General features: G+C 47.7%; 8 protein-coding genes and 1 pseudogene. 4 read left to right on the top strand and 5 right to left on the bottom strand.

The window, feature by feature from the left end; all coding sequences use genetic code 11:
• Positions 1-517: 517 nt before the first annotated feature.
• From AB4209_RS19100 to pfaD, 4 genes are read left to right on the top strand one after another with little or no spacing between them, the layout of a single operon-like run.
• Positions 518-8,344: a phosphopantetheine-binding protein gene (locus AB4209_RS19100; RefSeq protein ID WP_372056934.1), complete on the top strand. Its 7,827-nt coding sequence runs from the start codon at positions 518-520 to the stop codon at positions 8,342-8,344.
• A complete protein-coding gene (locus AB4209_RS19095) occupies positions 8,344-10,392 on the top strand; it encodes a PfaB family protein (RefSeq protein ID WP_372056932.1) in 2,049 nt (682 codons plus the stop codon). The genes AB4209_RS19100 and AB4209_RS19095 overlap by 1 nt, the downstream gene beginning before the upstream one ends.
• On the top strand, positions 10,389-16,307 hold the full coding sequence (locus AB4209_RS19090; RefSeq protein ID WP_372056930.1) for a beta-ketoacyl synthase N-terminal-like domain-containing protein: 5,919 nt from the start codon (positions 10,389-10,391) through the stop codon (positions 16,305-16,307). The genes AB4209_RS19095 and AB4209_RS19090 overlap by 4 nt, the downstream gene beginning before the upstream one ends.
• Positions 16,308-16,337: 30 nt before the next feature.
• Positions 16,338-17,975 carry an eicosapentaenoate synthase subunit PfaD gene (pfaD, locus tag AB4209_RS19085; RefSeq protein WP_372056928.1) on the top strand — a complete coding sequence of 546 codons (1,638 nt, stop codon included), beginning with the start codon at positions 16,338-16,340 and terminating at the stop codon, positions 17,973-17,975.
• 113 nt (positions 17,976-18,088) lie between these two features.
• Here the strand turns inward: pfaD and hflX are convergent, their stop codons facing one another.
• The 5 genes and pseudogenes from hflX to AB4209_RS19060 form a co-directional block, all read right to left on the bottom strand.
• Complete coding sequence (gene hflX, locus AB4209_RS19080) at positions 18,089-19,456, bottom strand: GTPase HflX (RefSeq protein WP_136974229.1); 1,368 nt, start codon at positions 19,454-19,456, stop codon at positions 18,089-18,091.
• Positions 19,457-19,726: 270 nt separating this feature from the next.
• Complete coding sequence (locus AB4209_RS19075; protein ID WP_017066148.1) at positions 19,727-20,839, bottom strand: ABC transporter ATP-binding protein; 1,113 nt, start codon at positions 20,837-20,839, stop codon at positions 19,727-19,729.
• Between the two features lie 6 nt (positions 20,840-20,845).
• On the bottom strand, positions 20,846-21,703 hold the full coding sequence (locus AB4209_RS19070) for a carbohydrate ABC transporter permease (protein WP_372056926.1): 858 nt from the start codon (positions 21,701-21,703) through the stop codon (positions 20,846-20,848).
• Positions 21,700-22,638, bottom strand: a complete 939-nt coding sequence (locus AB4209_RS19065; protein WP_372056924.1) for a carbohydrate ABC transporter permease — start codon at positions 22,636-22,638, stop codon at positions 21,700-21,702. Before AB4209_RS19065 ends, AB4209_RS19070 begins: the two co-directional genes overlap by 4 nt.
• Positions 22,639-22,819: 181 nt before the next feature.
• Positions 22,820-23,056 (bottom strand): annotated as a pseudogene (locus tag AB4209_RS19060) (sugar ABC transporter substrate-binding protein); the annotation flags it as partial.

The raw sequence follows: 23,056 nt of genomic DNA, 5'->3' as shown, positions 1-23,056 counted from the left end.
TATTAAATGTTACTTACAAAAATCTGACATAGATCTCACCAAGTCAAAAAATAGAGCATAAACACTAAAAAACTACTCATATCCATTAATTATCAATAAGTTAATTGCATTAAAAATACAAAAAACAAAAGTTCAGTAAAATCATCTGGTCTGAACAGATCATAGTGGCCTCTGGGAGCATTGTATCGGCCACTCACCTCGGGTAGCCTGCTCAACCATTAAACAAATTCACACGTTTTTATTGCGGATACCTGCTTTGCATAAAGCAGTACTTTGGACAGGATTTAAATGGACATTAACCTCACATTCGAATACCCCCTTCACGCATGAAACACGTTCTCAACGTCTGCAAGTCAATGAACTTCGCACCCCCTATTTCAGTCAGGTGGCCAACTTTCGGCAGCCTTACTCTTCAGCTGCGTTTGCCCAAATCTGTTTCAGATTTATTTTCGATTCAATTAAAAGCGCAGCCTCAAAACACGACATCGCCCTCAGTGATTTCAAGTGGAGACTCATAATGAGCCAACCCGAAAAAAATACACCGGAATCAGTCGACGACACTCGACTTAATAAACGTCTTAAAGACATGCCTATTGCTATCGTTGGTATGGCAAGCATGTTTGCGAACTCTCGCTACCTAAACAAATTCTGGGATTTGATCAGCGAAAAGATCGATGCAATTACCGAAGTGCCTGATACACACTGGCGCCCAGAAGATTACTACGATTCAGATCGTACTACGCCAGACAAATCTTACTGTAAGCGCGGTGGCTTCATCCCAGAAGTTGACTTCAACCCTATGGAATTCGGCCTTCCGCCAAATATCCTAGAACTGACTGATACGTCACAGCTGCTATCTCTGATCGTGGCAAAAGAAGTACTTGAAGATGCGAAACTTCCTGAAGGTTACGATCGCGATAAGATCGGTATTACACTCGGTGTAGGCGGTGGTCAGAAGCTCGCTCAAAGCTTGAATGCTCGTCTTCAATACCCTGTTTTGAAAAAAGTCTTCAAGAGCAGTGGCATCAACGACGAAGACAGCGAAATGCTGATCAAAAAATTCCAAGACCAATACATCCACTGGGAAGAGAACTCATTCCCTGGTTCATTAGGTAACGTAATTTCAGGTCGTATCGCTAACCGCTTTGACCTTGGTGGCATCAACTGTGTGGTAGATGCTGCGTGTGCAGGTTCTCTAGCCGCAATGCGCATGGCTCTTAGTGAGCTGGTTGAAGGCCGCAGTGAAATGATGATCACAGGTGGTGTGTGTACTGATAACTCACCAACCATGTACATGAGCTTCTCTAAAACTCCAGCATTCACTACTAATGAAACCATTCAACCTTTCGACATCGACTCAAAAGGCATGATGATTGGTGAAGGCATCGGCATGGTTGCTCTTAAGCGCCTTGAAGATGCTGAACGCGACGGCGACAGAATCTACTCAGTGATTAAAGGGGTGGGTTCTTCTTCGGATGGTAAGTTCAAGAGTATTTACGCACCTCGCCCTGAAGGACAAGCAAAAGCACTGAAACGAGCTTACGATGATGCAGGTTTCGCACCGCATACACTTGGCCTTTTAGAAGCGCACGGCACAGGTACAGCAGCGGGTGATGTTGCTGAATTTGGTGGCTTAAACTCAGTATTCAGCGAGAACAATGAGGAGAAGCAACACATTGCGTTAGGCTCTGTGAAATCTCAGATTGGCCACACCAAATCAACTGCGGGTACCGCAGGTTTAATCAAAGCTGCACTGGCACTGCACCATAAGGTACTGCCGCCAACGATCAACGTATCGGCTCCAAATCCTAAACTTGATATCGAGAATTCACCGTTCTACCTAAACACACAAACTCGTCCTTGGATGAAACATGTCGACGGCACACCACGCCGTGCAGGTATTAGCTCATTTGGTTTTGGTAGCACTAACTTCCACGTTGTATTGGAAGAGTACACGCCAGAGCACGCTCGCGGTGACAAATACCGTCAACGCCAAGTGCCGCAAACTCTGTTATTCAGCGCAGAATCTCGTCAAGCATTGATCAATGAATTGAAGCAGGTTTCTACTCAAGTTACCGATGCTGCGTTCAAATTAGAAGCGCTTGCTGAGCAACACGCTCTACGCGAAGTTAACGCTAAGCATGCTCGTATTGGTTTAGTTGTAACTGACCAAGCAGACCTTCAAGCTCAACTGACTCAAGCGGTTTCTATGCTTGAGAGCCAAACCAAAACACATTGGCAGATGCCAAACGGTACTAGCTACCGTGAGTCGGCACTAATTGCTGAAAACGGCACTGGTAAAGTAGCAGCGCTATTTGCAGGTCAAGGTTCGCAATATCTAAACATGGGTCGGGAGCTTGCTTGTCATTACCCAGAGATGCGCCAACAGCTTGCTCAAGCGGATCAAGTATTTGGTCAGCACAAGAAAACGGCTCTGTCCCAAATTCTGTTCCCAATTCCAACCTTCACACCAGAAGCAACCAAAGCTCAAGAAGCTGTGTTAACCAACACGGCCAATGCGCAAAGTGCAATTGGTACTGTATCTATGGGTCAGTTCGACATCATGACTCAAGCTGGCTTCAGAGCAGACATGGTCGCAGGCCACAGCTTTGGTGAACTAAGCGCACTATGTGCTTCGGGTGTTATCTCGCAGGACGATTACTACCAGCTAGCTTTCGCTCGTGGCGATGCGATGGCTGCGACAACTGAACAAGGCGACAGCGGTACTATGTTTGCGGTCATCTTAGACGCAGACAAGCTTCCAGCCGTTGAAAGCTGCATCAGCCAATTTGAAGGCGTGAGTATTGCCAACTACAACGCTCCGACTCAACTGGTTATTGCAGGTCCAACTGCGACGGTTCAACAAGCAGCACAAGCGCTAACTGAACAAGGCTTCAAAGCGATTACTCTGCCAGTGTCTGGTGCTTTCCACACACAGCTTGTTGCTCACGCTCAAAAACCATTTGCTGCTGCAATTGATAAAGCTTCATTCAGCGCTCCAACGCTGCCGCTTTACTCAAACGCAACGGGCAAACTGCACAGCAAAGACGCTAAAGCAATCAAGAAAGCATTCAAACAGCACATGCTGCAATCGGTTCGTTTCAGCGAGCAAATTGAAGCGATGTATGAAGCAGGCGCGCGTGTATTCGTTGAGTTCGGTCCAAAGAACATTCTTCAAAAGCTGGTTGAAAAAACACTGGCTGATAAGAACGAAGAACTTTACGCAATCAGCATCAACCCAAGCCCTAAAGGCGACAGTGACCAACAGCTTCGTTTAGCTGCGGTTCAACTTTGCGTAGCAGGTGTTTCATTAGACAACATTGACCCTTACCAAGCTGACATTGCTGAACCTGCGAAGGCATCACCAATGAACATCAAGCTGAATGCAACCAACTACATCAGCCCTGCTACTCGTAAGAAAATGGATCAATCATTGGCTTCGGGCAACGTCACCGAAAAGACTGAGATTGTTGAAGTGAAAGTTGAAGTCGAGAAAATCGTGGAAAAAGAAGTGATTAAAACAGAAATCGTTGAAGTACCTGTGGCTGCTCCTCAAGCTTCAAATGTACAACAGTCAGCTGCTCCAGCACCAAGTGCACAAGTAGTAACAGCAGCTCAACAGCCACAAGTGGTTCAAACAGCCCCAGCGACTAGTCAGCCTGCAGCTTCAGTAACCGTTGATGAGTCTTCACGGCAATCGTTCTTCAATGCTCAACAACAAGCAGCAGAAGTACATCAGCAATTCTTGGCGATTCCTCAGCAATACGGTGACACATTCAACACCCTAATGTCTGAGCAAGCGAAAATGGCAACAGCAGGCGTAGCAATTCCTGAGAACCTACAGCGTTCTATGGAGATGTTCCACCAGCACCAAGCTGAAACGCTAAAAGCTCACGCTCATTACCTAGAGATGCAAGCACACAGCAACAATTCAGCACTTAATATGCTGACGCAAGGTTCAGTACAAACGGCACAACCAACCTTCGTTGCTTCTGTAAATGCTAAGCCAGCGATTCAAGCTACTTCAGCAGCTATCGTTCAACAGCCTGTAGTTCAAGTGCAAGCTGCTCCTGTTCAAGCTGCGCCGGTTCAAGCTGCACCGCTTCAAAAGACAGCAGCTCAACAAGCTCCGGTACAGAAAGCCGCTCCTGCCCCACAAGTAGCGGCTCAAGCGGCAGCACCTGTTGCAGCTCAGCCTGTGCCAGTTAAAGCGCAACCAGCTCCTGTGGCTGCTCCAGTAGCAGTACAATCAGCCGATGCTGAAAAAGTGATGCTAGAAGTGGTCGCTGAGAAAACCGGTTACCCAACGGAAATGCTTGATCTAGAAATGGACATGGAAGCAGACCTTGGTATCGACTCAATCAAGCGCGTAGAGATCCTTGGTACCGTTCAAGACGAAATGCCAAACCTACCTGAGCTGAACCCTGAAGATCTAGCTGAGTGTCGTACTCTTGGTGAAATCGTTACTTACATGAACAGCAAGATGCCTGCATCTGCGCCTGTTGCAGGACAGCCAAGCGCAACCGCTCCTGTTCAAACAGCTAACGGTCTTGATGCAAAAGTCGTTCAACAAACCATGCTAGAAGTAGTTGCTGAGAAGACAGGTTACCCAACGGAAATGCTTGATCTAGAAATGGATATGGAAGCAGACCTTGGTATCGATTCAATTAAACGTGTTGAGATTCTTGGTACGGTTCAAGATGAACTGCCTACTCTTCCAGAGCTAAACCCTGAAGACTTAGCTGAGTGTCGTACTCTTGGCGAAATCGTTGCTTACATGAACAGCAAGCTTCCGGCTTCTGCTCCTGTAGTCGCTCAAACTGCAGCAACTTCAGTTCAAGCAGCTAGCGGTTTAGATGCCGCTGTCGTTCAGAAGACGATGCTAGAAGTGGTAGCAGAAAAGACGGGCTACCCGACTGAAATGCTAGACCTAGCAATGGACATGGAAGCTGACCTTGGTATCGACTCAATCAAGCGTGTTGAAATTCTAGGTACGGTTCAAGACGAACTACCGACTCTTCCAGAGCTAAACCCTGAAGACTTGGCTGAATGTCGCACTCTAGGCGAAATCGTAGCCTACATGAACAGCAAGCTTCCTGCTTCTGCTCCAGTAGCGGCTCAAGTATCAGCAATATCAAACGGTTTAAACGCAGAACAAGTTCAAAGCACAATGCTGAGCGTAGTAGCGGATAAAACGGGCTACCCAACAGAAATGCTCGACCTAGCAATGGACATGGAAGCTGACCTTGGCATCGACTCAATCAAACGTGTTGAGATCCTTGGTACGGTTCAAGACCAACTACCAACCTTGCCAGAGCTAAACCCTGAAGACCTAGCTGAGTGTCGTACTCTGGGTGAAATTGTAGACTACATGAACAGCAAGCTAGCTCCGAATTCGGAAGCAGCGACAGTAGCTCCTGCTCCAGAAGCCGCTGTAGAAAGCACGAGCAACGACCTAAACCCTGCTCACGTTCAATCAACTATGATGGAAGTGGTTGCCGACAAAACAGGCTACCCAGCAGAAATGCTCGACCTAGCGATGGACATGGAAGCTGACCTTGGTATCGATTCGATTAAACGCGTTGAGATCTTGGGTACGGTTCAAGACCAGCTACCAACGCTGCCAGAGCTAAACCCTGAAGACTTAGCTGAGTGTCGTACTCTTGGTGAAATCGTTACCTACATGCAAAGCAAGCTATCCGTTGCTGCACCTGTAGCGACTGCTAAAGCTGAATCAGTAACGCCTATCGCAGAAACAGCGACAGCGGAACTTCCTCCACACAATGAGGTAGCGCTAAAAAAGCTACCAGCGGCAGATAAACTCGTCGATTGTTTCTCAAAAGACGCTTGTGTCGTGATCACAGATGATGGTCACAACGCCGGTGTTCTAGCAGAAAAGTTGACCGCTAACGGCATTCAAGTTGCTGTAGTGCGTAGTGCTCTTTCTACCGCGTCACCTTTAAACAGTGAAATCGCAAGCTACACACTCAACAGCGTCGATGATGCTGGTGTGACTGCAGTTATTAACGACATCGAAGCAGACCTTAAAACGTCGAACAAAGTGATTGCTGGCTTCATTCACCTACAAGCTATCGTTGATGCTAAACAAAGCAACGAGCAAGCGGTTAACTTGAATGCAGACTCAAGAGCTTCACTGACGACAGCGTTCTTATTCGCCAAGCACCTAAATGGCCAACTGAATGCCGTTTCTGGTCGTAGCGTGTTCTTCACACTAAGCCGTATCGATGGTGGCTTTGGTTACCTAGATACTAAGCAATTAGCGAATGCAGAACTTAACCAAGCGGCTCTATCTGGTCTAACTAAGACACTGAGCCATGAATGGTCAAACGTATTCTGCCGTGCATTGGATGCTGACGCTTCTATTGATGCTCGTCACCTAGCTGAAGCTATCACAGGTGAACTGTTCGATATCGATACCAACACGGTTGAAATCGGCCTTAGCCATACGGAAAACGGTGAATCTGGTCGTGCAACACTGATTGCGACAACACCAGGCGCTGCACAAACTAAAAACACAGGCGCTCAACTCACCAAGAGCGACAAAGTTCTCGTAACTGGTGGCGCTAAAGGCGTGACGTTTGAATGTGCACTGACGCTTGCTAAGCAATGTAAATCTCATTTCGTTCTTGCAGGTCGTAGTAAGCATATTACTTCAGTTGAGCTACCTCAGTGGGCACAAGGTAAGCAAGAGAAAGAGCTAAAACCAGCGGCTATCGCTCACCTACAAGCAACAGGTGACAAACCAACGCCGAAGAAAGTAGATGCCTTGCTAAAACCTGTATTGAGCAGCCTTGAAATCAACGCAGCACTTGCCGCTTTCAATGAGATCGGCGCGAGCGCTGAATACCTAAGCCTAGATGTATCGAACCATGAGTCAGTAGCAAAAACACTGGCAAACTTCGAAGGCATCACAGGTCTTATCCACGGTGCAGGTGTACTGGCTGACAAGCATATTCAAGACAAAACGCTTGATGAACTGAACATGGTTTACGGCACCAAAGTGGGCGGACTAGAAGCGGTTCTTGGTGGTCTTGATAGCAGCAAGCTAAAACTGATTGCGATGTTCTCTTCGGCGGCGGGTTTCTACGGAAACACAGGCCAAAGCGATTACTCAATGTCCAACGAGATCCTGAACAAAGCGGCTCTACAGCTGTCTGCTCGTAACCCTCAAGCGAAAGTGATGAGCTTCAACTGGGGACCGTGGGACGGTGGCATGGTCAACGCAGCACTGAAACGTATGTTTACAGAGCGCGGTGTGTACGTAATTCCTCTTCAGGCGGGTGCAGAGCTATTTAGTTCTCAACTACTGAACGAAACTGGCATTCAACTGCTGGTTGGTACGAGCATGCAAGGTTCTGACAACAAGGAAGCTGCTGTAAAAAAGCTTAATGCGGAGTCTGTGCACCTTGCAGAGAGTCCGCTGAATACAAGCATTACTGTGACACGTCATCTTGATCCAAAGGCATTGCCTTTCATTCAAGATCACTGCATTGCCGGTAACCCAGTGTTACCGACAGTGTGTGCCATCCAATGGATGCGTGAAGTCGCAGAGCAACTGTTAGGGGTGAACGTTAGCGTTCACAACTACAAACTGCTGAAAGGTGTGATTTTTGATACTGATGAAGTGAAAGAGCTGAAACTGGTTCTTTCCTCTGATGCTAAATCAAAAGATCAGCTAAAAGCAGTAATCAGCTGCCAAGGACGACCACAGTATCAAGCTCAGTTGCAAGTTGCCTCTGTGCAAATGTCTGAAGATGTTCAACAAGCGTCGACAAAACGCTTTGAAGCCAGCACTTCAGCACCTGTAACAACGGCACAAGCTCTATACAGTGACGGCACTCTGTTTCATGGACCAAGATTGCAAGGTATTACCTCAGTTGAGCGCTTTGACGACTTAGGCTTATTGGCTCAGTGCCAGTTGCCTCAGATTGAAAACAGCGACTGCGGATCATTTATTCCTAAGCAAGGCTTTGGCGATAGCCAACCATTTGCTGAAGATTATCTGTTGCAAGCAATGTTGGTATGGGCTCGATTGAAATACGGCGCGGCAAGCCTACCGTCTGCAATCGGTGAGTTTGTGTGTTACGCACCGATGCACAATGGTGACCAAGGTTGGCTAGAACTGAGCGTGATAAAAAGCACGACTCGTTCACTGCAAGCTGATATCTCGCTTTACCACCAAGATGGTCGTTTAAGCGCAGTAATGAAAGGTGCCAAAGTCACCATCAGCAAGAGCTTAAATGACGCATTTTTGCCAAAATCTAGCTCAGCAGTGCCGAAGAAAGAAGCGACTAAGAACCCAGAAAAGGAGCAATTGTCATAGTGACTGTTCCTACTAATAAAGCGATGCCATTGCGCATCGCTCTTTTAGCTCAGCCAGCAAACGCGGCTGAGCTTTCTGCCGACTTATTTCCCTCGTTCCCAGAGATGATAACTGTTGTGGTTGATGGCAATTTTAATCAAGCACTTGCTCACGCCATCGAGACAGTCAATCAAGGTAATGTCGTTAAGCTCTGTTTGGATCATCACTCACCATCATTGTTGATGTTAAGTGCGCTGAATGCTGCTCAGAATAAGATTCACCCACACGCGAATTTGGCGAGCTTTGTAGATACAGCTACCGGAAATAGCATTCAGCTAGCTCTGGATATTGCACGCCGCCCCGCTTCAGATTTAAGTCATCAACAGCAACACTCTGACTTATCGGCTTCGCAGCAGTTTGATGAATTGTTGAATATAGTTAATGCGATATCGAGCCGTTCATTACCGAGCCATTCATTACCTAACCATTACTGGTTCACTGAGCCAAACAAAGCACGTGTTGCTGCGTTAACTTTCAGTGACGATAGCCCAAAAGCCACCAGCCTGATATTGACTCAAGCGACCGGTTTGCACGAGCCAAAGCCATTGCTATCTAGCGAGCGTTTGATGTTTGTGGTTTCTGGCAATGACCAAGCTGAATTAGTTTCTCAGTTAACCTCGTTAAGAGAAGAGCTTAAATGCGTTAGCGATTCGGCGGACAGCGAACTTGCTATCGCCAGCTTGATGCATTCAAACCTAAACCACTTTCAAAGCGTTCAGCACAATGCTGGCCTTAGCGCGAACATCGTGATTCAGGCGGCTTCAATTGAGGCTGCACTACAAGAAATCACTGCGCTAGAAAATACGTTGCCAAAAGTAATGGCTGACAATAGCCACTACAAAACGCCAGCAGGCAGTTGTTTCTCACCGATGCCTCAAAGCAAAGGTGGTGTTGCATTTGTTTACCCTGGTGTTGGCACGGTTTATCCCGGTATGTTGCGTGAATTTCACCACCATTTCCCACAGTTATTTGCTCGTTTAGAACGTGAAGGTAACTTGAAAGAGATGCTGCAGGCTGACAAAACCTATGCTGAAGACGCGCAAGAAATGTCGCTCAGTGAACTGGCAATTGCCGGTGTGGGCAGTAGTTATCTGTTAACACAACTGCTGTGTGATGAATTCAAAGTGCAGCCAGACTTCGCTTTGGGTTACTCCAAGGGTGAGGCTTCCATGTGGGCCAGCTTAAATGTTTGGAAAAACCCACATGCGCTGATTGAGATGACTCAAACTAGCCCTATTTTCACCACGGCAATTTCTGGCGAACTCACTGCAGTGCGTCAAGATTGGCAGCTGAACGGCGACGAAAGCATCCAATGGAACAGCTTTGTGGTTCGCAGTGATGCGCAAGCGATTGAGGCTCTGTTACCAGAGTTTCCACGCGCTTATCTCGCTATCATCCAAGGTGACACTTGCGTACTGGCAGGTTGTGAAAGCACATGTCGTGCATTGCTCAAAAAACTGGGTAAACGTGGCATTGCCGCGAATCGTGTTACCGCAATGCACACCACACCAGCATTGAGCCAACATAGCCAAGTGCGTAAGTTTTACACGCAACCACTGTTCGACGAATTGCCAAAGCATATCCGCTTTATCAGCGCAGCAGGTCTAACGACGGGCGCACCAATCAATATCGACAGCGACAGCATCGCCCTTTCAATTGCCGATACTTTCTGTTCGACGCTGGATTTCACCGCGTTGATCCAGAGTGTGCGTCAGCAAGGTGCTCGTCTGTTTGTCGAAGTAGGTGCCGATCGTCAAACCAGCACGTTGATCGACAAGATCAATCGTAGCGACAACGTAGCCGACCAGTACTGCACAATCGCTTCCAATGCCAAGGGTGGTGACGATATTGTCACGCTCATCAAGTGTATTGGCCAGCTCATTACTCATCAAATTCCACTGTCTGTCGAGCCACTTATTCAAGGGCTAGAACAACAGATCACCGCCGCTAAGCAATTACGTGGTGTGCCTCAAGGCAGCGCAGTGAATCATCAAGGAGAGCTAGTATGAGTTCTCAATCGAACCAGTATCAGGCTCAAACTAAGAATAAGCAGCAAGTGAAGTGCAATAAGATCGCGATTGTTGGTATTGCTAACCAGTATCCAGAAGCGGATACGCCAAAAGACTTTTGGCAAAACTTGCTAGATAAAAAAGATTCTCGCACCACATTAAGCGCTGAAAAGTTAGGTGCTAAACCTGAAAGCTATCAGGGCGTGCAAGGCGAATCAGACCGCTTTTACTGTGATAAAGGCGGCTACATCGAAAACTTCAATTTCGACAGCAATGGCTACCGCTTAACAGCTGAGTCATTCAACGGTGTTGACCAAAGTTTCCTATGGGCTTTGGACACCAGTCGTAAGGCTTTAGTCGACGCTGGCATTGATCTGAATGCCGATGTTTTAGAGCGCACAGGCGTGATCATGGGTGCCCTTTCGTTCCCAACCACACGCTCAAACGATCTGTTTCTGCCGATGTATCACTCGGTGGTCGAGAAAGCACTACAAGCTAAATTGGCTAATGACCAGTTTTCACTGCTGCCAACCAATGAAACCGTGCAAGACCTCAACCCGATCAACGGTGCGGCAGCACACAACGCCTCTAAGTTAGTGGCTGATGCATTGGGTTTAGGCAACGTCCAACTTAGCCTAGATGCCGCATGTGCAAGTTCCGTGTATTCATTGAAGTTAGCGTGTGATTACTTGAACACGGGCAAAGCCGACATGATGTTGGCGGGCGCAGTATCCGGTGCTGACCCATTCTTTATCAACATGGGTTTTTCCATCTTCCACGCTTACCCTGACCACAGTGTGTCGGTTCCGTTTGATAGCAACAGTAAAGGTCTATTTGCTGGCGAAGGTGCCGGTGTTTTAGTCCTAAAACGTTTGGCTGATGCAGAGCGTGATGGCGACAACATCTACGCAGTCGTCAGTGGAATCGGCTTGTCGAACGATGGCCGTGGTCAGTTCGTATTAAGCCCAAATAGCAAAGGACAAGTCCAAGCCTTTGAACGCGCTTACGAAGCTTCTAACCTAACACCAGACAGCATCGAAGTAATTGAGTGTCACGCAACCGGCACACCGTTAGGTGACAAGGTTGAGCTAACCTCAATGGAACGTTTCTTTGCTGACAAACTGAATGGTTCTAACCCGCCATTGATTGGCTCTGCGAAGTCCAACCTCGGTCACTTACTGACTGCGGCGGGTATGCCGGGGATCATGAAGATGATTTTTGCGATGAAAGAAGGTGTTCTTCCGCCAAGTATTAATTTGGACAAGCCGCTATCGTCGCCAGAAGGTTTATTTGGCTCACAGACGCTACCAACGCAAGTTCAACCTTGGCCAAGTAAAGCGGGCAACTCAGAGCGCTGTTCGGGTGTTTCTGTATTTGGTTTCGGTGGTTGTAACGCACACTTACTGCTTGAAGCGTACTCAGATAAGAGTCATGTAAACCAGACTCTAGAGTCGGCATCTCCAAGCCTACAGCCGTCTAATTTAAGCATTACTGGCCTAGCGTCTCACTTCGGTTCTCTGCAAAGCATCAACGCGCTGAGCACTGCGATTGAAACCAACAACGATGCTTTCATTGCTTTGCCTAAGAAGCGCTGGAAAGGTTTAGACCAACATCCAGAACTGCTGAATCAGTTTGGTTTACACGGCATTCCGAACGGGGCTTACATCGATCAATTCGACCTCGATTTCCTACGCTTCAAAGTACCGCCGAATGAAGATGACCGTTTGATCTCTCAGCAGTTGCTACTGATGAAAGTTGCAGACGAAGCGATCAAAGATGCCAAGCTTGTGGCAGGCCAAAAGGTTGCAGTACTGGTAGCGATGGAAACTGAGCTTGAGATGCACCAATTCCGTGGACGCGTAAACCTGCATAGCCAATTGGCTGACAGCTTTGCCAACATGGGTATTGAGCTAACACAAGACGAATACCAATTGCTAGAAACCATCGCGATGGACAGTGTGATGGACGCAGCCAAACTGAACCAATACACCAGTTTCATCGGCAATATCATGGCTTCGCGCATCTCTTCATTATGGGACTTTAATGGCCCTGCCTTTACGATTTCAGCCGCTGAACAGTCAGTTGCTCGTTGTGTCGATGTCGCGCAAAACCTGATGTCGCAAGAATCCATGGATGCAGTCGTGATTGCAGCCGTCGACCTAAGCGGCAGTGCGGAACATGTGATTCTGAAGAACAGCGTGAGCCCAGTGTCGCTTGATCCAAAATTCGGACAACCGCAAGACGGCAGTTGGAATGTGGGCGAAGGCGCAGGTGCAATTGTTCTTGTGGAAGAAGGTCGAGTAGCGAGCAACCAAGACACAGCTTACGGCAGCATTAACGCCTTGGCCTTTGGCTCAAGCGAGCGTAACAACGCCGTTGTTGATGAGTTACTGACTCAAGTCGGTATGAGCTCAAACGATGTTTCTCTGCTTGAGCTTAACCATGCACCTGAGTCTTTGTCACACGAGCTTGTATCTCTCAACTTAGAAGTTACCAAGACCACTCAAGCGAGCCAACGTGTTGGTCACTGCTCTGCAGCTTCTGGCATGGCAAGCCTGCTACACGGTCTCCTCAACCTGAACCTTGAGTCTCTGAATCCAAATATCAGCTCTAAGAGCGCGATTGTTGCCAACATCAGCGAAGGACAATGTTCACAGCTGCTACTAAGCCAGTCGAGTGTTGAATCTCAGTCACTTTCCGTTCGTTTAAGCAATGAACTGGCGAGCGATGCTAAACGTCAATTGGTTAAGCAAGTGACTCTTGGTGGTCGCGATATCTATCAACATATTGCCCAAACCCCAGTGACTAACTTGGCAACGATTCAGCAGAAAGCTTCTGGCAAACAAGCAGCAAAAGTGGCGTCGATTCCAACGACAGCAAACATCAAAGCAGCCCTTGCGCAAAAAGAGTTAGAGAAGAAGGCATTAGCGCAGAACGCGGTAGAGCCAGTCATCGAAACTCCTACATCAGTATCCCCTACTCTGGCGCCAACTCGCCACAGTCAGCTAACAGGTAACCACAGCAATATGACTCATGTCCTATCCGCTAAAAATGGCGTATCAAATATCGACGCTAATACGGATGCAGCATCACAGCCGTCTGTAACACCACACAACCAAGCTTTTGCTCAAAATCAGCAAGCAGCTCAACAGGTACACAAAGCATTCCTGCACACTCGAGCCCAAGGCATGCAGATGGCTGATGCGCTATTAAAAGCACAGTTAAACGCAATTACGTCTGGTTTAGATAGCTCAGCCGAAACATCAACTCAGCCTGTGCAAGCTCAACCAGCTCAAGTTCAGTCAGAGCCAGTAAATGTACTTGCGACACCAGCACCAGTAAAACCTATCCGTAAGCCTTGCATTTGGGATTACGATGATCTGGTTGAATACGCGGAAGGCGATATTGCCAATGTATTTGGCCCTGACTACGCGATCATCGATAGCTACTCGCGCCGCGTTCGCCTACCAACCACAGACTACCTATTGGTATCTCGTGTAACCAAGCTCAACGCGACAGTGAACGAATACAAGCCAAGCACCATGACCACAGAGTACGACATCCCAGTTGATGCGCCGTATCTTGTTGATGGTCAAATCCCTTGGGCTGTAGCGGTAGAATCTGGTCAGTGTGACCTAATGCTGATCAGCTACTTAGGCATTGATTTCGAAAACAAAGGCAAGCGTGTTTATCGCCTGCTTGATTGTACACTGACCTTCCTTGGCGACTTGCCTCGTGGTGGCGATACGCTGCGTTACGACATCTCAATCAACAGCTTTGCTCGCAATGGCGACACGCTACTGTTCTTCTTCTCGTACGAATGTTTCGTTGGCGACAAGATGATCCTGAAAATGAATAACGGCTGTGCGGGCTTCTTCACTGATGAAGAGCTAGCCGATGGCAAGGGCGTGATTCACACTGAAGATGAAATCAAGGCTCGTAAGCTTGCAACTAAGCAACGCTTCGACCCTATGTTGCACTGCCCTAAAACCCAGTTTAACCACCAAGAATTACGTCATCTACTGACTGCTAACATTGCAGAGTGTTTTGGCCCAACTCACCAATCTAATCGCCACCAGCCTTCTTTGTGCTTCAGCTCAGAGAAGTTCATGATGATCGAAAAGGTTAGCCGTGTTGAACCGCAAGGCGGCACGTGGGGACTTGGTCTGATTGAAGGTCACAAGCAGCTAGAGCCTGAGCACTGGTACTTCCCTTGTCACTTCAAAGATGACTCAGTAATGGCTGGTTCTTTGATGGCAGAAGGTTGTGGTCAACTGCTTCAGTTCTTCATGATGCACCTTGGCATGCACACGCTTGTTCAAAATGGGCGTTTCCAACCGCTTGAAAATGCCCCTCAACAAGTACGCTGTCGTGGTCAAGTTCTACCACAATCGGCAGAACTGACTTACCGCATGGAAGTGACTGAGATTGGTCTAAGCCCTCGTCCATACGCGAAAGCCAACATCGATATCTTGCTCAACGGCAAAGTGATTGTTGATTTCCAAAACTTAGGTGTGATGATCAAAGAAGACGACGAATGTACTCGTTACCTGCCCTCTTTAGAAACAGCTGTCGCGACCCCTGTTATCGAAAACTTGGACAATGAAAGCTTGGGCCATACGCCAGCAGTGAACCAACAAGCTTCAGCCAATGCGCCATTGATGGCTCAAATTGAAGACCTAGAAACTGCACCAAACAAAGGTGTGATTCCACTTCAACACGTTGAAGCGCCGGTTACGCCAGATTACCCAAATCGCACACCCGATACGGTTCCGTTCACGCCTTACCACATGTTCGAATTCGCAACGGGCGATATCGAGAAATGTTTCGGCCCTGACTTCTCAATCTACCGTGGAATGATCCCACCACGTACTCCGTGTGGCGATCTACAGCTAACCACTCGTGTCGTAGAGATTGATGGCAAGCGTGGCGACTTCAAGAAGCCTTCATCGTGTATCGCAGAATACGAAGTGCCAGAAAATGCATGGTACTTTGATGAGAACAGCCACCACACATTGATGCCTTATTCGGTATTGATGGAGATTTCACTGCAGCCAAACGGCTTCATCTCTGGCTACATGGGCACCACTCTGGGCTTCCCAGGTGAAGAACTGTTTTTCCGTAACCTAGACGGCAGCGGCAAAATGCTGCGTAACGTCGACTTGCGTGGCAAAACGATCACCAATGATTCTCGCCTGCTTTCAACCGTAATGATGGGCACTAACATCGTACAGAGCTTTAGCTTCGAACTGAGCACTGACGGCGTGCCTTTCTACGAAGGTACAGCGGTATTTGGTTACTTCAAAGGCGCTGCTCTGAAAGACCAACTAGGTTTGGATAACGGTAAGGTGACTCATCCTTGGCACGTTGATAACAACCGCACGCCGGATGTAAACATCAACCTGCTAGACAAAACGACTCGTTACTTCAATGCACCTGTTTCTGCTACTGGTGAAGTGCAAGAGCATTACCAACTGGCTGGCGGTCGCTTGAACTTTATCGATACTGTGCAGATCACCAGCGATGGTGGTAAAGACGGTCTAGGTTACTTATACGCTGAGCGTACGATTGACCCAAGCGATTGGTTCTTCCAGTTCCACTTCCATCAAGATCCAGTAATGCCAGGTTCTCTAGGTGTCGAAGCGATCATCGAACTGATGCAAACCTACGCGCTAAACAAAGACCTTGGTGCTGGCTTCCGCAATCCGAAGTTTGGTCAGATCCAATCGGAAGTGAAATGGAAATACCGTGGTCAGATCAACCCTTTGAACAAACAGATGTCTCTGGATGTACACATCACTGCGATTAAAGACGAAGATGGCAAACGCATCATCGTTGGCGACGCAAACCTGAGCAAAGATGGTCTGCGTATTTACGAAGTGAAAGACATCGCAATTTGTATCGAAGAAGCATAAGCCTGACACGGTTCTAGGAATGAAATAATTATGACAACTCAAACCACTATCAATAACGAAAAGCTATCTCCGTGGCCTTGGCAGATCGAAGAGAGCACAACTCGCTTTGATAACGCGGCAATGTCGACAATATTAAAAGACTTAAGCCTTGCTTGTTACGTCGTGAACCACCCAGAAAAAGGGTTAGGTGTTAGCCAACAAGCGGAAATTACATCGGGCGATTCAGCAAGTTCAGCGAACAACCAACCTGTTAGCGCCTTTGCTCCAGCTCTTGGTACACAAAGCCTAGGCGACGAAGATTTTCGTCGCTGCCACGGTGTGAAATACGCGTACTACGCAGGCGCAATGGCAAACGGCATTTCATCTGAAGAGTTAGTGATTGCGCTTGGTCAGGCTGGCATTCTTTGTTCATTTGGCGCAGCGGGTTTAATCCCGTCTCGTGTTGAGCAAGCGATTAACCGCATTCAAGCAGCACTGCCAAACGGCCCTTACGCGTTTAACCTGATTCACAGCCCAAGCGAACCCGCACTAGAGCGCGGCAGTGTTGAGCTGTTTTTGAAGCACAAAGTGAAAACCGTTGAGGCTTCAGCCTTCTTAGGTTTAACACCGCAAATCATTCACTACCGTGCAGCTGGCCTTAGCCGCGATGCACAAGGTGAGATTCAGATTAGTAACAAGGTTATTGCTAAGGTAAGCCGTACTGAAGTTGCAAGTAAGTTCATGCAACCTGCTCCTGTGAAAATGCTGCAAGCTTTGGTTGATGGAGGTCGAATCACAGCAGAACAGATGGAGCTAGCACAGTTGGTTCCAATGGCGGATGACATTACTGCAGAAGCGGATTCTGGTGGTCACACCGATAACCGCCCTCTAGTTACCCTGTTACCAACGATTCTTGCGTTGAAAGAACAGATCCAAGCTCAGTACCAATTCAAAACACCGCTGCGTGTTGGTTGTGGTGGTGGCGTCGGCACGCCTGACGCAGCTCTAGCAACGTTTAACATGGGCGCGGCATACATTGTTACTGGTTCTATTAACCAAGCCTGTGTTGAAGCTGGCGCGAGCGAACACACACGTAAGCTGCTTTCGACAACTGAAATGGCTGACGTGACTATGGCTCCGGCAGCAGACATGTTCGAAATGGGCGTGAAGCTGCAAGTGGTTAAGCGCGGTACCTTGTTCCCAATGCGTGCAAACAAGCTTTACGAGATCTACACACGCTACGACTCCATTGAAGCGATTCCAGTTGAAGAACGTCAAAAGCTAGAGAAGCAGGTATTCCGTTCAACATTGGATGACATCTGGGCAGGTACTGTTGCTCACTTTAACGAGCGCGACCCTAAACAGATCGAACGCGCTGAAGGCAACCCGAAGCGTAAAATGGCGTTGATTTTCCGCTGGTACTTGGGGCTTTCTAGCCGCTGGTCAAACACGGGCGAACAAGGTCGTGAAATGGATTATCAAGTATGGGCTGGCCCTGCACTTGGCGCATTCAACGCGTGGGCAAAAGACAGCTACCTAGATGATTACCAGCAGCGTAATGCGGTCGACCTTGCTAAGCACCTGATGCACGGTGCGGCTTACTTAGCACGTGTTAACCTGCTGACTTCGCAAGGCATCAAGCTTGATCCAGAACTAGCACGATGGAAGCCAACTCAAAGAATGGCGTAAATGACCTAAATGGACTGGTTGACGAGTAACTAATTACTCAGCGACAGGAAACAAAAAAGCGACCTTATCGGGTCGCTTTTCTTTTGGTTGTTCTTGCCAGGCTCGCTACAAAATTAAGACTTCTGCATACGCTTTTTCAAGCGCGCTAAATCAATTGCACTTGAGCGTACAGTAAGCTTGATGCATTCGTAGTCGTATTCTTCCTTCACCACACTCATGTTTGAGCGAATCTCACCGATAATGCCTTGTCCAGAATAAGGAATCGTGATCTCTTCTTCGATCATGCCTTGTTCAGCCACACCCACGATGTACTTGTGTAGTTTGGTGATATCGAGCGGGTCACGAGTCGAGGTCAGCATTGCATCTGGGAATTCTTCAATCAGCTCTAACTGTTCTTCTTCGCTCAATCTATCGCACTTGTTCAGTACCAATAGTTTTTCGCTGCCTTCAACGCCCACTTGCGCTAATACTTCGTGTACCACATCAAGCTGTGCGCGGAATGAAACGTCAGAAGCATCAACCACATAAAGCAGTAGTGACGCGTCGTGTGCTTCTGCAAGCGTTGAGTGGAATGAAGCAACCAGATCATGTGGCAGCTTCTTGATGAAACCCACCGTATCTGACACTAAGATACGCGGCTGAGTGATCGGCTGAAGTGCACGAACCGTGGTATCTAGGGTTGCGAACAGCTTGTCTTCACCACTCACTTCGGTTGCGGTCATTGCACGCATCATCGAAGATTTACCCGCGTTGGTGTAACCAACCAGAGCAACAGTGAAAAGTTCCGAACGCTGTGTGCGTCGGTTCTTCATTTCATCTTGTACGCTAACCAGCTCACGCTTAAGCGCAGCAATTTGGTCACGTACTTTACGACGGTCAAGCTCTAGTGAGGTTTCACCAGCACCCTGACCCATTTGACGTTCTTTGTCACCGTCTGCTGTTTCACGAAGTCGAGGTACTAAGTAGTTTAGGCGAGCAATTTCTACTTGCAGACGTGCGGTACGAGTGCGAGCGTGGCGACTGAAAATTTCGATGATGATACCGGTGCGGTCAAACACTTCGACACCTAAGTGAGCCTCAACATTGCGCAGTTGAGAAGGGCTCAAATCACAGTCAAATACCACAACATCAGCAGTACCAAACTCCACATCTTCAGATGGAAGATCATCAAAATCTAATTCATCGATACTAGCGCGAAAATCAAAAGATTCATCGATAAAATCTTCATCTTCTGCTTCTTCAATCGAACCTTGGTAACCGGTGAGGTGTGCAATTTCTGCAAGCTTACCTGCGCCCAACACGTTTTGTCGTTGTGTTGAACTGTGGTGCTGTGATTGTGTACCGACCACTTTAAACCCTAGGGTTGTTACTAAGCGAGCAAGTTCGGCAAGAGACTCTTTTGCTTCGTCACCTTTGAAGTCCGGTGTCGTAATAGAAATAAGTAAAGCGTTACTAGCTGAGGGTTTTGCTGTTAGTTTCATGTATTCTTCTGTTTATGCACTAATGTGCAACCTAGTATTTGGTCTAAAGTAGCGCGATCCTACGCTGTTCTCGGTCAGCTTTATAGAGCTAACGGAGGCTATTTGGCGATATTATTGCAGTTAATCCATTTATCTCGTTTATCCCTCTGTTTTCGTGAGGAAATAAAACAGGCTAAAACAACAAAAAAGACAGCATCACGTTACTTATTAGTAATTAGTGATACTGCCTTTGCTTAAGCTTAGACTCTCATTGAGCTACTGTCTCAAAAACTAAAAATCAATTCTCGCTTCAGTCTGAGCATCAAAGAATACCGCCTTTGATAAGTCAAAATGCAGCGGCGCCATTTGCCCAACTGACACTTCAAATTCTGGCGACAAGCGACATGCCACTTCTTGGTCGTTCACTTTCACCATCGCAATCGTATCTGGCCCTGTTGGTTCTAGCACTTCTAACTGCAAGTCTAGCTTGGTCGTTGCCGACACATCTTCACTTTCCTGCTCGGTAATATGTTCAGGGCGCAGGCCAATCACCACTTCTTTGCCATCTTGCTCACGCATGCTTTGTGGTAATCGAATGTGGTGCTCTTGCTCAGCTGTACCCGTTACTTTGATGATCGGATTCTGCTCATCATCCAAATCCACCATGGTCTTAATGAAGTTCATAGATGGTGAACCCATAAAGCCCGCCACGAACATGTTATTTGGCTTGGTGTAGATCTCTTGCGGCGTACCGAGTTGCTGCAGTTCACCATCTTTCATCACCGCAATACGGTCAGCCAAGGTCATCGCCTCGATTTGGTCATGGGTCACGTAGACAATGGTGGTGTTCAGCTTTTGGTGCAGACGTTTGATCTGGTGTCGCATCTCGACACGTAGCTTGGCATCCAAGTTAGAAAGCGGCTCATCGAACAGATACAGCTTAGGACGACGCGCCAAAGCGCGCCCCATAGCGACACGTTGACGCTGACCACCAGATAGCTGCGATGGTTTACGATCAAGCAGTTGTTCGATTTGTAGCATTTCAGCGACGCGATTCACTTCTGCGTCGATTTCGTCTTGTGGCATCTTGCGGATCTTCAAGCCGAAGGCGATATTGCCGCGTACCGTCATGTTTGGGTAAAGTGCGTACGACTGGAATACCATCGCGATGTCGCGGTCTTTAGGTTCAACCTGGGCCACGTCAACACCATCAATCACGATTTCACCCGAGCTAATATTTTCTAGCCCAGCAATGGTGTTCATTAGGGTGGATTTTCCACACCCCGAAGGGCCGACAAGTATCAAGAACTCCCCCGAATCGATACTGATGTCGATGCCCTTTAACGTTTCGTTGTCCGCGTTGCGATAGGTTTTACGGATCTGTTTTAAATCTAATGTTGCCATGGGTAATTATCCTTTTACTGATCCTGCCGTTAGGCCACGAACAAAATATTTTCCTGCGAAGACATACACCAACAGCGTTGGCAGCGCGGCGATGATCGCGGCAGCCATATCAACGTTGTATTCTTTAACGCCCGTGCTGGTGTTGACTAAGTTATTTAATGCTACGGTGATTGGCTGAGTCTCTGAGCCGGAATACACCACCCCGAACAAGAAATCGTTCCAGATTGCGGTGAACTGCCAGATCACCGTCACCATGATGATAGGCGTAGAGATCGGTAATAAGATCTTGAAGAAAATGGTAAAGAAGCCTGCACCATCCAGTTTTGCTGCTTTGATCAATTCATCCGGAATCGAGATGTAGAAGTTACGGAAAAACAGAGTTGTAAACGCCATGCCGTAGATAACGTGCACAATCACCAAGCCGATGGTTGTGTTCGCTAGCCCCATCTTGCCGAGCATGGTTGCCATTGGTAGTAGCACCACTTGGAACGGAATGAAGCAACCAAACAACAGTAAGCTGAAGAACAGATTCGAGCCTCGTAATTGCCATTTCGTCACTACATAACCATTGAATGCACCGAGCAATGTTGAAATCGCAACCGCAGGAATCACCATTTGGAACGAGTTCCAGAAGTAGCCTTTGATGCCTTCACATTTCACGCCCGTACAGGCGGTGTCCCACGCTTTATACCAAGCATCAAACACCCACTCTTTCGGTAAGCTCATCAAGTTACCTGCCTTGATGTCTGGCAGAGTTTTGAATGAGGTCAGCGCCATGACAAACAATGGCATTAGATACACCAAGCAGAAGAAAAGCAGTGCTGAATAAATAAAGATTCGAGCAAAATTGATGTTATTCATCATGACTTTTTCTCCCTAAGTTCAGAGTAAAGATAAGGCACGAGAATCGCTAAGATACCAGCAAGCATCATCATGGCACTGGCAGCACCAAGGCCGATTTGTCCACGCGTAAATGAGTGTGCGTACATGAATAGCGCAGGAAGATCCGATGAATAACCTGGGCCACCCGCGGTCATCGCGGTCACAAGGTCGAAACTCTTAATCGCAATGTGTGAGGTGATGATCACCGCGCTGAAAACCACAGGGCGCAAGCAAGGTAGAATGATTTTCAGATAAATAGTGGGTAAGCTTGCCCCATCAATTTGAGCCGCTTTGATGATTGAAGAATCAATGCCACGAAGGCCGGCTAAGAACATCGCCATCACGAAGCCTGACGACTGCCAAAGTGCTGCGATAACCAAGGTATAGACCGACATTTCAGAGTCGACTAGCCAATCAAATTTGAAGTCACTGAATCCCCAATCTTGCATCAGCTTTTCAATACCAAGACCTGTATTGAGAATCCATTTCCACGCCGTACCTGTCACGATGAATGACAACGCCATTGGGTAGAGATAGATAGTACGAATCGCTCCTTCTTGACGGATGTTCTGGTCAAGCAATACCGCTAAACCAACACCAAGCAAGATAGCTATCGCCATGAATAGAAAGCCAAACACACCGAGGTTAGTGATTGAGGTGATCCAACGATCGTTATCCATCAGCTTTTCATATTGGGTTAAACCAACGAAATTAAAGCTCGGCAGAAATCGAGAGTTGGTGAACGACAGCGCTGCCGTCCAAAAAATGTAGCCGTAGATACACACCACGGTCACTAACGCAGTCGGCGCCAGTACAATTTTAGGTAACCAATGTTGTAACCTGTCAGCAAAACTCGGTTTCGGTGCAGGCTGGCTCCTTGTGGGTTTTGGAGTCGACTCAGTCAAAACATGCTCCATAACTTATCCTTGTTGCACAATCGAGCCAATGGCTTACCTTTCGGCACCACATCAGCATCACGCATATCAGAATTGGGAGTGAAGAGTAGATAGGCTCCCTACGAGCCTACCCACCCTGGGGGTTTGGTAAAGCAACACAACCCGTCACTCACGTGCGTTGTGTGTCGCTTATCAAGTTATATTAGATAGCCGCTTTCACAGCTTTCGCTAACTTAGCCGCCGCTTGTTTTGGATCGGCATCTTTTTCGTTGAAGAAGTTGGTTACCACGTCGTAAATCGCACCTTGAGCGTAGCTTGTTGTCGCTAGGCCGTGAGCCATACTCGGAACAAGATCGCCAGATTTCGCACTCGCTTTGAAGGTTGCCATTGAATCCAACGCACATTGGTCGAACTTAGACATGTCCGTGCGACCTGAAGT

Origin of the sequence: Vibrio sp. 10N.286.48.C11, assembly GCF_041469805.1 — a bacterium.
In the GTDB taxonomy this organism is placed as follows: Bacteria; Pseudomonadota; Gammaproteobacteria; order Enterobacterales; family Vibrionaceae; genus Vibrio; species Vibrio crassostreae_C.
Note: the sequence above shows the minus strand (reverse complement) of the source record. Positions and strands in the feature narration are given on the sequence as shown.